The organism is Mesonia maritima, from assembly GCF_042433895.1.
GTDB classification, from domain to species: Bacteria; Bacteroidota; Bacteroidia; order Flavobacteriales; family Flavobacteriaceae; genus Mesonia; species Mesonia maritima.
Window position 1 is genome coordinate 918,278 of the sequence record NZ_JBHLUA010000012.1, and the last position, 13,270, is coordinate 931,547.

Consider the following 13,270-nt stretch of genomic DNA (forward strand, 5'->3'; position numbering starts at 1 on the left):
AACCTAAAGATGAAAAAAACAATTACACTTATCTTAATTACAGCATTTTTATTTTCCTGTAGCAGTGATGATGATACAACCAATCAAAGTATTGAAATTTCAGTAGAAGATTTTGAAACTACAATAAATGAGAATCCAGAGGCTAACCAAGTCTTGGGCTCTATTACAGCAAGCACAAATCAAGGTGAACTTGTATTTTCATTAATTGAAGAAAACCCTGATGGAGCATTTAATATTAATGAAGATACAGGAGAATTATCGGTTAATGATGCATCGTTATTTGACTTTGATAGTAACCCTACTTTAACTGCTATTGCTCAAGTTGAGAATAATGGAACAACGGCAAACTCTAATATTTTAATCAACCTTATTAATGTACCCAGCGAATGTGAGCAATCTCAAGCTGAAACTGAAAACTTATTTCAAAATCTAGTGTCCAATGACAATTTTAGCTTTGAAAATACTCTTGATTTAATTACTCACGATTATACCTTCAAAATGGATATAGATGGAGAAATTTGTAGCATTGGCTATCAAGGAGCAAGCAATTTTGCATATCAAATTAGAATTCTTGATTCATCTGGAAATATTCTATATGACAATAATCATACATTCTCTACAACTGTACAAGATTATGTTAGCATAACTCCGGTATCAATAAATGCAAATGAAAAATATACTATACAAAGAATAAGCAATAATGCCACAACTGGGTCTGAGAAGATAGGTCCTGTAATTGAAAGTGATGATACATCTATAAATTTTCCGTTTACAGAAGGAGGTTTTACCATTGTCAGTACGCCCTATTTTGATTCTAATATGGAATTCCCGGGTATCATAATGCCTTATATAACTTTTGGGTTTACTGAAAACTAAACTAACTAACAACAAAAATTAAACGAATGAAATTAATTAAAATATATGCATCACTAATAGTCTTTTTTTTAAGCCTTAGTACGTACAGTCAATATGGCGTTATAGAAATGAAAAATGGAGATAGACTTGAAGTTGCTGACGGTAATTTTTTAGTAGAAAATGAACAATTAAGATATTATAAAGAAAAGGTAGAATCAAAAGGTTTTTCTCTTTTTGGAATTCGCAGTAAGAAACAAAAACAGGAATACCTCGATAAAACTAATGCCGTGAACATCGATGATATTAAAGTTATACATACCCAAGGGGAGTTGTTTGTCGGCAACAAAAAAATAGCAAATTATTCAGGAATTAGATATATAAAGATAAAACGTAAGTATCAAGAGTTTTATGTAATAGAAAATGATAAATGTAGTTTGCTGATTAAGAACGAAGGTAGTTTAAGTAATGCTATATTTTCATATTATGTTCAGGAGGACAATAAAGAGCCTTATATAATACATAAATCAGGAACTGGCTTAGGTCCTAAATATAAACGCAGGTCCAAAAAATATTTTAAGGACTGTGAGCCTGCAATGAGGTATATCAAAAAAGACTTAAAGCTGTTAACGCTTCCAAAACTTGTACAGATATATAACAAAAATTGTGCAGAATAAAGATTTGCAAAAATAAAGCCATCGCAATTATTGAAAATTGTTCTTTTTTTCTCACAAAAGATTAAGAGTTGCCTCTTGGAGTTTACTTTATGAGGGTAACAGGGAATAATACAGAAGAGACTCGTAAATAAATCGTTAAACAATAAAATAAGGTATATAATTAACCATAAAAAAGACCAAAAATGGATATATCCAAATTAAAATCATTTATTCAACAACTGTTGTTTATAGCCTTGCTTCTTCAAGGTACTTTAAGTCTTACTCCCGAGAGTCTTTCTGCCCAAGTATACTCCGACGAAGAAATAAGTTTTGACCGGGAAAAAGTCCGCGAAATGTTTTTAAGCGATGGGGTGAAAGAAGCTGACTTACATAAAAAAATGACCCTTTACCGGGAGTCATTGACAGCAGCACATTATCTAGAGCTACAAGATCCTTTACCTGATCCTGTTACTTCGACAGGTTGCGGGAACATTGATTTTAGTGATGGCTTCAATAATGAATGGTGTTATAAAAGAGTTGAAAGGCCTTCAGCTCAATGTAATAGTCAAACTTGTGAATGTAACTCAGATGGAGAACCCAACTTTAATGGAGCAAACTGTATGAATTTTGGAAGTGGTATAGGAGGGTCTATGGTTTTTGATATTCCATATGATAATAACCCTGATATGTATAATGGGGATATAGGGAATCTTAATTTAGATGAGTTTGGACCTAGCATGATTCGAATTGGCAATAGAGTTGCAGGAGCGTGGGTAGAAAGGATAGAAAAAAATATCACTGTAACTGAAGGAAATCGTTTGTTATCATATCGCTATGCTGTAGCTTTACAAGATCCTGGGCATTGTAAAGAGGAGCAACCTTATTTTAGGATGTATATTTTAAATCAAAATGGGATTAAAATTGATTGTTCTGTATTTGAGGCTACTGCTGGGTTTGAGGGAATAAATTGCACTGGTAGTATATGTTATAAACCAGCTTCCATCAATACTATTGATTTATTTGATTTTGTTTCTGTAGGTGATGAAATTACATTAGTGGTTGAAGTGGCAGATTGTACGCGGACAGGACATTACGGTTATGCTTTCTTTGAAGGTCTTTGTTCGGAAATAGACAGTGCCATAACCGCTAATACTTATGGAGAAGGTTTTTGTGCCGAAGTAGATATTACCTTTAGTGCAACTCAAGATTATTATGGAGAAGATTTACCTCAATGGAGGATACTTAGTGGAAGTAGCGTAGAAGCCTCGGGGACGGCTGCTTCCATAACGCATAACTTTTCGCAACCTGGGGATTATACTATTGAGGTAACTATACCATTGGCGGGTAATGATAATCCAAATTGTAATGCCATTACCTATACCCGGGATATTACTATAGAAGAATGTCCTTGTATATGCGAAGACTGCGATTCTTTTACCCCTGTGCCCGGAGAGCGTTATGTAGTAAGCGGGTGGGTGTTGGAAGAGCACAACACCCCTCCTTTATCTTATGAAGATACTTATATACGCTTAGGTTTTGAGAGAGTGGATTTTCCATTTTCTAATTCTATCAAATTTCGACCTTCTGGAGATATAATAGATGGTTGGCAAAGGATTGTAGGGGAGTTTAGGGTTCCTTCAAACACAGATAGGATAGCAATAAATCTTGTTAATAGTGGTGAAAATGGAGTTGAGGCTTATTTTGACGATATACGTATACACCCATTTAACAGTAATTTAAAATCGTTTGTATATGACCAGCAAACCCAACAGTTAATGGCCGAGTTGGATGAAAATAATTATGCTACTTTTTACGAATATGATAAAGAGGGTGGATTGATACGTATTAAAAAGGAAACAGAGAGAGGAATTTACACTATACAAGAAACCCGTTCAGGAAATTCGGAATTAAGTAATATACAAAATTAATTAGATGATTTTATTTTTTAGATTTTTAATAGAAAAAGATTCAAAGGTTTATAAAATGGCTTTAACCTTTGCTTTTATGCTTAATATGCAGGGAGTGACAGCTCAGGGGAATTTGCCGAAAGTCACACAGCTATTGGAAAAGTCACAATCTTTTTATGAAAATCATCCGGTTTTTAAAGCTATGTTGCAATATAAGCTTTATCGCAGTCCCGAAGACCCCGTTGAAATAGAGCGTTATAAAGGGGTGTTAATTAAAGGATATCAGAATATGTACCTGAAAATACACAATACAGAGTTCATTACTTCTAGTAAATATTATTTAAAAGTCAACCATGAAGAAAAAGCCATGGAGTACTTGCCCCTTTCAAATGCAGGATTGGAAAATAATCCACTAGATATGAAAAGCTATTTAAAGTTTTTTGCAGACCGTGAAATATCAGACGAAGGAACAGTATGGGCCTGTAAACTGATAGCTCCAAAATACACACAACTTCCTTATGCTTCGGTAACTTTTTATTTTGATAAAGGATCATATGAGGTTGAAAAACAGGTTGTGGAATTAGTAGCTCCCGGAAATATAAGGGATGAACAAGGAAAACTAACATCAGAACGAAAATTTCTTGAAATAGCCATAAAGGAATTTACAAGTGAGAAAAAGAAAATAGATAACCATCCACAGATAAGTACTTATATAAGCATTCGAAAAGAAAATATTGAGCCGGTAGAAACATATAAGACCTATGAGTTTTACAATAAAAGTTGATAGGAATTTGAAAAATAGAATGACGTAGCTTAAAAAGTAAAATAACATGAAAGGGGTTACACCTAGTTTTATAATATATAACCAAACAAAATTGTTGAACTTAAATATATCAACATGATTCACTTTTCCAACCAATTTAAAAAAATAACTACTTTAAAATATAATTTAGTAGTATTGATAATTCTATGTCTTTTTGTCTTTTTTGAGGCAAAAGGGCAGAAGAATGAGCTTTTTTTAGACAAGAATGAGTACAACGCTACGCAAATAGATGCGGTACATAGCGGTAATCAATTGTTGACAATCAATGATCCTGAAAATGCACAATCAGGGCACGTAACCCTTGAAGGAAATTCGTATATAAAAATATGGGTAGATCATAACGAGCCTCCTCAGGATATTTGGTATACCTATACAGTTGAACTTTCAGTGGCTCCTTTATTGTTTAACGGTCAACCCACAACTTCTCCCCATACCAGAAAGTTAACTGTAGAATACAACCCTCATAGTTCAGGAGGGGAATTTATTGATTTGGCATTATATGAAATCACCAATTATAGGGGAGCTCATGTGTACATTACTGATGTGTCTTATGAGAATATGGATTCTCAACAAACATATAGCGGAACCCCTTTAAATATAATGATGGAAACGGGTATTCGGGTTAATCGTTTTTATGTACTTTCCCAAAATCCAGTTAGTGTATCGAGTTCATTTGTAGACGAGGAAATTAAACTGAATTGGGGGACAAGCCCTGGCGCATTGAGTTATGATGTGGAATGGACTTGGGTTGATAATTATAATAGTGATCCACAGTCAACTTCAGCACGACCTGCAAACAGTATATCTTTAACGACCAACGAATTTAGACAGAACAGTACACGTATCAATACTAAAGAAACTGAATATAGGATACCAAATATTTATGCGAATGGTTACTTAGTGTACCGGTTACGACCGGTTGGGGTACATTTGAGCAATACTTCAGTAAAAAGGTTTGGCCCATGGTCTTCCCAAGGATCAAATTCAAGTAAAGTCAGTCATTGGACCTATATTGCACTATCAAACACAGAACCCCGTAAGAACTGGCAATTTCAAGCAAGTTATGCAGAAGAGGGAAAACGAAAAGATGTGGTTAGTTATTTTGACGGAACACTTCGTAACCGGCAAACCGTGACGAAAATCAACAGTGATGATAATGCTATTGTAGGCGAAGTCGTTTACGATAACCAAGGACGTCCGGCGGTAGAAATTCTCCCTGTTCCCGCTGGAGACAATGAAATTAGATATTACCCCAACTTTAATCAAAGTTCTGATGTGAATTCAACTATTGGATATAGCCATTATGATTTTGACTGGGATCAAGAAGAAGAATGTGATCCTGACCTTGTGGGCTTAAGTACCGAAACCGGAACAGGAAAGTATTATTCTCCGAATTATTCTACCGGGGATTATAATGATTTGACCCCTTCTGCTGTAGACCCGGGTAATGGGGAGCAAGCATTTCCTTTTTCCCAAATAGAATATACTCCGGATAATACGGGTCGTATTTCCCGGAAAAGTGGTGTGGGCTACCATCATCAATTGGGGTCAGGACATGAAATGAAATACTATTATGCCACACCGGAACAGGTAGAACTCGATCGCCTTTTTGGATATAGTGTTGGGCTTGCAGAACACTATAAAAAAAATGTGGTGGTTGATCCCAATGGGCAAGTAAGTGTTAGCTATATTGATCCTCATGGAAAAACCATAGCAACTGCCCTCGCTGGAGATAACCCAGAAATGCTTATAGGGCTTGAAGATGAGTCTAACAGTAATCTTCATAAACGTTTTACGGTCAATTTGCTCAATAATGATCCTGGACAAAACTCCTCAACAAATTATCCATACAGTACGGGTAATTACGGGGCATTAACAGATGAATGGCGTTATGAAGCTCAAAAAGTGTGCGTTGCTGACAATACACAGTATGAGTTTGATTATGACGTAACCTTGCCTGACCAAGCCTATGGAAATAACTGCCTTCCTTCTGGAGAAGGTTATCCATACGTATTTGATTTGGTTTTGAACATTACGGATCCTTGTGATTCTTCACTTGTACCCGGTGGTTCGGAGACCATAACTGTTGGGAATTACACTCCACCAGCCTCAGGGACACCTTTTAGCTTAATACCAACTTCCCCATCACATTTGTTTTCAAAAACGATAGGTGCAGAAACCGGATTACCGTTATTTGATATTGGCAATTTTGGAATCACAAAAAAACTTGAAATTAATAAAGAAGCGCTAGATTACTTTGCTGACGATTATATTGAAAAAATCACAGCAGAAGCCAGCTGCCTTATTGATTTGGATCTTGATATTGATGATTCAGGATGCTTTAATACTTGTGAAGAATGTTTGTATTCATTAGTTAATGGTAACCCCAATACAGACCCATTGCCAACGGAAAGTGATTATATTCAACTGCATACAGGAGCAAATTATACAGGCTATCCCGAGTGGTCTGAACTGGATCAGACAGAACAGGAGTTGATTGAATCTGTATTGAAGAGTCAATGGAAGGAACTAAAAGCTATTTGTATGGCGCCGTGCAGTGTCGACGGGGTAAGTTTTGATGGTTCAGATAATTTTGAAACTACTTCTTGTACAAATGGGCTATCATTTATGTTGTCGGATATGCAGCCTAATGGACAGTATGGTGTTTCGTATGAAGTAGTCGATGAAGATGGTAACCCGATAACAGTAACGGAAGTTGATGCAGCAGAGACTAACGTGTTTAATGAAAATAACTCTCTCTTTTACCATAACTCTAATATAGAACCGAATTGGCGTAACCCTTCCCATTATCTATATGATACCCCGGGGAGTGGACATTATTATAACACAGATGGAAGTGTAGCAAAAGTGGAAGTTGAGTTGATAGATATAACTAATGAAGAATATGATCCGCCCATCCAAAATGGAGCAACTGTTGAAGGGACTGAAGATAGTCAAATATGGCTTGTAGAGCCTCAATTTTTAGAAAATGTTGATGATTTTCTAAGCGTATGGGAAAACCATTGGGCTGAATCCTTGGTTATTTATCACCCGGAATATCATTATTATGAATATTCTAAAGAGCTATGTAGTTTAAGTAGTGTTTTAAATTATACTGATCCTGATAGCGGTAATTCTGTAAGTGCAACGATGAATACTGATGGATATGATCTGTTTTTACAAGATATTACCTATCAGGAGGCTAAAGATATCGGCTTTTTCAATTCAACTGTTAGTATCCTGCATGAAGATCCTTATTTTTATCCCAATAACAATCATCCTGATGATCCTACAGGGGCGAATGGCAATAGCGGTTGGAAATATTGTATTATGCGTGAAGCTTTAGCGGCAGGTTCACCTTCTTGCGGTTATTCGGGCAGTGGTGCAGGAAATGGGTATGATGGTTCTGATAAAACGATTGGGCAATTAGGCTATATCAGTGTAGCTTGTAATAGTATAGATTTCAACTGTACCCCTCCCTCTGCAGGTCAAGTGTTCAATAACATTGATCAGTTAACCGAAGAGCAACAGGAGGCTTTTTGGAGGTTTTATGTGAGCAATTACTTGTCCTTAAAACAAAAAGTACAATACATTATGCTTAACATTTATGCGATGGAGCAAGGAGGGTATAATGAATGTATTGAGGTTGAAACCTCTCCCGAGGAACTTACTGATGTCATTCAACCATATGAAGCTAAAGGAGCCATAGATAATTACATAAATTCTATTAATCCTACGACAGAGCTTTGTGATTATGCTAATGCTGATATATATAACGAAAAGAAAAAACGATATATTCCCATAGATTTTCTATATAATTCGGAGGATGATAATGAAACCATAGCAGATGATTTAGAAAGTCAGGTGGATTATACACATTATACCAGTACCGGGCAATGTCCAATGGCTAGGGATATGGAACTCTTTTTAAATGGGCTAGCCACGATTCCTCCGACATCAGGAAATTCCTTCTATAATTTTGTCAATACCAATTTTGCCTTTACCGGATATTATTTTAGCCCGGACTTATTTGAAGACTTTGGGGGAGTATTTCCTAACTCTGGTCCTCTCCAGGTAAATACAAATGCATCAGGACAATTATTATCAATAGGTTTTCAAAACCCTAGTTTAAATGATGTGGTGGAATTAATATTATCGGGACCTTATACTTGGAACGATTACGGAAATAGTAATGGTTGGATTATCGACCAAATGCGGGAAGTATATTACATACCCGGTTCTTATGATAATGTTGCCCTGACCTATGATTTCATGGTCAAGGCCCGTGTTCGGAATTTACAGTCAGGTGCTATACAGCCTGGTTTTTCCGAAATCGTTTTACAGGGAACCACCATCGCCCGGGTTGGGGAATGTGGACTTGCTTCCGGAGGACATACAGGTCCTGGAGAAATTATTGATGACTCTGATATACCCGGTGGAGAGGAAAATTGTGAGTACTTAAATACATTGTATTCTTGTGAAAGTGGTAATAATATTATTTTTGCAAATGATGCCAAAGGTATCTATAAGTTTGATGTATATATTGGATATGATGTGGGGAATACTATTGAATTATCGTACGACGGGGTTTTTCATCCAGATAGGTTTGAAGTTTTCTTTGATGAAGAAAAGAAAGATGACTCTTATTTTGTTAGCGATGACTGTAGCCTTCTTGATCAATTAGATACTTATGGTTCGATTAATGTAAATGAATATGATTGGAACCCTCAAACCAGTAATTTTGAGCCTACCGGGCAATCGGTGAATTATAATGCAACTGGCTCAAATTATTTTGATCCCTATCCTATTCCGACCTCAGGTTGTAGCAATACAGGGACGTTATCCTTTGTGAAAAATAGTGATACGCCCTATATGACCGTACAGGTTACTGGATTTAACACTAAAAATTCTTGGCAGGTTACTATTCTAGAATGTGATTATGAGCCTTGTTTTAACTCCAGTTCAGCTTGTATTACACAGACTGTAGCTCCTATTTCCTGTACAGATAAATATCAGGACTATGTTAATGGAATTAGTAGTATAAATGACTATACAACTATTCCTGATCCGTTGGAAGAGAAGTATTTTTGCAATATGAATTTTGCTTATATTACTGACGGTTATCTTTACTACTTAACTAAGTTTAATGTTCAGGATGTAACGGATGATTATTTTATAAGTATTGGGGAGTTTGGAGCAACAGGACTTAATTATGGGTATAACGATTACCCTACGGTCATCGATGAGTATGAATTATATGTAACTACTGAAGGGCAAATATCTTGGCCGGAGTTTGTGGAAATCTACCTGAATGAACAACTTAATATTTGTGTGCCAGCTCCTATGATTCCTCACTATGTAGAACCTCTTGAAGATGATTTAAACAATTGTCAAGAGTTTGTATTTAACGTTACAGGTGCTTATGCGGAAGATGCTTATAGTGCGTACATTGATAAATTAAAAGAAGAATTTAAGCAAGATTACATAGCATCGGCTATGTCTTCTGTTCAAGAAACTTTGGAGATGGCTTATGATGATAAGGAATATCAATATACTTTATACCATTACGATCAGGCAGGGAACCTTAATCAAACTGTTCCTCCCCAAGGAGTATCACGTTTTGAAAAAAGCCAATTAGATGGCGGAGTGCAAAACCAGATTATACAAGCAAGGAATAATAATACCACTAGCTCAAATGCCTTACCTGATCATACGATGGAAACACAGTATCGTTATAATTCTCTTAATCAATTGGTGGAGCAAGTTACTCCTGATGGAGGTAGAGTGCGTTTTGCTTATGATGATTTGGGGCGAATAATAGCTTCTCAAAATGATAATCAGCGAAATTTTTGGATTAAATTACTATTTGCGGAAGAAAGCCCTGGGACATACACATTTCTTGATACTGAAAATAGTATTGTAAAAAATATTAATGGTTGGCACGGGGCTTATGGTAGTGATGTATTAGAAGGTAACGGTCGTCTTTCATTTGTTGCTGATGAGCGGATGGTTGAAAATTTTGAAGGTTATATAGGGATTTCATACGCTTCCAATAAAGTAATAAATCCGGAAAGGCCTTATCAAGATATATCGTATGCCGTTTATTGTCGTGCCGAAGGTGGTGAAACATACTTAGAATTTTTGGACCATGGGGAAAGGACACATGAAGCGATACGATTTAGGGTAGGTGATACCATTGCTATAGAGCGTGCCAATGGTTATGTAAGTATGTACCTTAATGGAGGGAATCCTATTGTTGAACTTGAGGAAAGGAAATTTAATGAACCTATAAGGATGGATTTTTCTCTATATAGAGCAGCAACTGTTCTTAAGAAGCCTGTTTTTCAAGCTTATGACCCTAATTTTACTGTATATAAAATCACGGAAGGTTTTAGCTATACGCGTTACGATAACTTAGGTCGTATTGTAGAGGCTGGTGAAATACGTCCTCCAAATAATCGTTATGATATCACAAATGATGGCCGTTTAGAGTATGTATCTACAGGAGAGCTTCTTAATGACTTTCAAGGGAGTTATACTCGAAAAGAAGTTACCAAGACTTATTATGACCGTCCTGCACCCAGCCCATGTTCCACCTTTATGTATCGACGAAATTGTATTTTTGAAAATTGTGATCGAAAAAACCTACGGAATAGGGTGTCAGGAATACTGTATTACGACCAAATAACCCCTTTGCAATTTTTAACAACCACTTTTGATAATGCTATTTATTATTGTTATGACATCCATGGTAACGTAAAAGAAATGGTTAACTATTACCCGGATTTAAAAGGAAACAATAATAGCACCCGCCATTTAAAACGTGTAAATTATGACTATGATTTAATCAGTGGAAATGTAAAACAGGTAATTTATCAAAAAGGCAAGAATGATCAGTTTATTCATCGGTATGATTATGATGCCGATAATCGTATTACCGGAGTAGAAACTTCATCTGATGGTGTAATTTGGGAAAAAGATGCTGATTATAATTATTATGAGCATGGTCCCTTAGGACGTATGGTATTAGGTGAGAGGCAAGTTCAAGGGGTGGATTATGTTTACACACTTCAGGGTTGGCTAAAAACCGTTAACGGGGAATACCTAACGGATCCTATAAGTCATGATGTAGGTAATGATGGTGATAGTGGCGGTAACCAAATGGTAGCTCGGGATGCTTTTTCGTATTCACTTGGTTATTTTGATGGTGATTACAACGCCAGAAACTCAGGGATGATAAATAACGCCTTTGGGGCTTCTGATAATTTTCCGCAAAATCCCGCAGACCTTTATAACGGGAATATCAAACAAATGGTTACAAGTTTGAGAGAAAGTGAAGATAACTTGTTAAATACACAATTTAACCATTATGAATACGATCAATTAAATCGTATTAAGAAAATGAATTCGATTGCTATCAAAAACTCATCAATAAGTTATGATAGTTACAATTCTTCTTATGATTATGATCGTAATGGAAATTTACAGGATTTGGTTCGAAATGTATTTAACTCCCAAAATCCTTCGAGTAATCCTATAGAAATGGATGCGTTTTCATATCATTACAAAGAGGATAATAACCAACTTACATTGGTAAACGATAATATAGGCGATGGTGCCTTTCCTAATGATATAGATGATCAAGAATCAGAAATAGGAGTTGGATATAATTCTGCCGATATACAGAGTCATAATTATATTTATGACCGTATCGGGCAGCTTACAACAGATCGTACAGAGAGACAACGAATTGAGTGGCGTGTGGATGGTAAAGTGAAACGAGTGTTAAAGTACGGTTCTATGAACTTTGATAATTTAGAAGAAATTATAGAATTTACTTATGATGGCCTGGGTAATCGGGTGTCTAAACGAACAATTAATCCTACTGAAGAAATAGCCAAAGGAACAGTCTATGCTCGTGATGCACAAGGTAATGTACTGAGTATTTTGGAGACAGAATCAGAAAGAGATGAAAGTTCACGAAATTACAGTCTTACCTCTTTGCATACAAGAGAACACCATATTTTTGGTAGTAGTCGTTTAGGTATAGAGCAAAAGCACATTAATGGAATAGGGAAGATACTGCCTGATATTATAATTCGTAGTGGAGACTTTAATGTGAAAGTTGGTAGTAACTTAAAAGGGGAATGGTTTACTGCTGCATTTGAAAGAGAGCCACAATTAACCAATGCTAATTATATATTAGATTGTAATATTATACTAACAGAATCATTACAAGTAAATGATTCTATACAGATAGGAAATTTATTTTTCAGTAGTATATCTGAAAGAGAAGAGATTCAAGGAAATGAACTAGAACTATATATTAAAAATACTGGAAATGATTATCGTCCTTATGTAGTTACACGATCTGTTCAAAAAGATAGAGAAACCATTGAGGTACATACTGAGTTTTTGCCTCATATTAGTGGTTTTTCTGAAACGGAGATGCTAACTAAAGGTATACGGTTTCACTTAGAGACACTCTATACACCTGAAAATGAAGATATGATTATGGTAGTTAATGAACGGGAGTATTTACCAGAAGAAAGTCTTTCAATTACTAAAAAAATAACAGAAACAGGCAACCAAGCTATAGATCCCTATAAGCTATCTACTTTAGGAGATACCCATAGCACATTCGCAATAGAAGACTTGCACTATCGTCTTACTACTGAATATAATACCATCGAGGACCATTGGTCTTTAAGAGAAGGAGATGGATTTCCGCGTAGTGAGCGAGGTAACGTCATGGAATTTGTAGGAACTTTAGATCCTTGGATAGTTTCACCATTTCCATCTCGTTTAGGTAAAAGAATTTACCGTCGTAAGGCAGGTGATAAACGTTATGAGCTTACTAATCATCTTGGAAATGTATTAAGTGTTGTAAGTGATAAAAAAATACCTAAATTAGCATCATCAGGTTCTTTGAGATATTTTAACCCAGATGTTAAAGCCTATAATGATTACTATCCTTTCGGGATGCTCCTACCAGGACGCCATGCAAACACTCCGGACTACCGGTACGGCTT

Annotated in this window: 5 protein-coding genes; all 5 read left to right on the top strand. The window is 35.9% G+C overall.

Annotation, left to right across the window (positions count from 1 at the left end; genetic code table 11):
* The first annotated feature begins 9 nt into the window (after positions 1–9).
* Positions 10–876: a cadherin repeat domain-containing protein gene (locus ACFFGL_RS11075; RefSeq protein ID WP_309726032.1), complete on the top strand. Its 867-nt coding sequence runs from the start codon at positions 10–12 to the stop codon at positions 874–876.
* Between the two features lie 26 nt (positions 877–902).
* Entirely contained in the window at positions 903–1,529 is a 627-nt protein-coding gene (locus ACFFGL_RS11080; RefSeq protein ID WP_309726030.1) for a hypothetical protein, read from the top strand.
* A 182-nt stretch (positions 1,530–1,711) separates the two neighbouring features.
* Entirely contained in the window at positions 1,712–3,436 is a 1,725-nt protein-coding gene (locus ACFFGL_RS11085; RefSeq protein ID WP_309726028.1) for a hypothetical protein, read from the top strand.
* A gap of 4 nt (positions 3,437–3,440) precedes the next feature.
* Positions 3,441–4,199 (top strand): hypothetical protein, encoded by a 759-nt coding sequence (locus ACFFGL_RS11090; RefSeq protein ID WP_309726026.1) that lies wholly within the window; start codon positions 3,441–3,443, stop codon positions 4,197–4,199.
* A gap of 114 nt (positions 4,200–4,313) precedes the next feature.
* Positions 4,314–13,270 (top strand): DUF6443 domain-containing protein (locus tag ACFFGL_RS11095; RefSeq protein ID WP_378928449.1); only part of this gene is annotated, 8,957 nt, incomplete at its 3' end.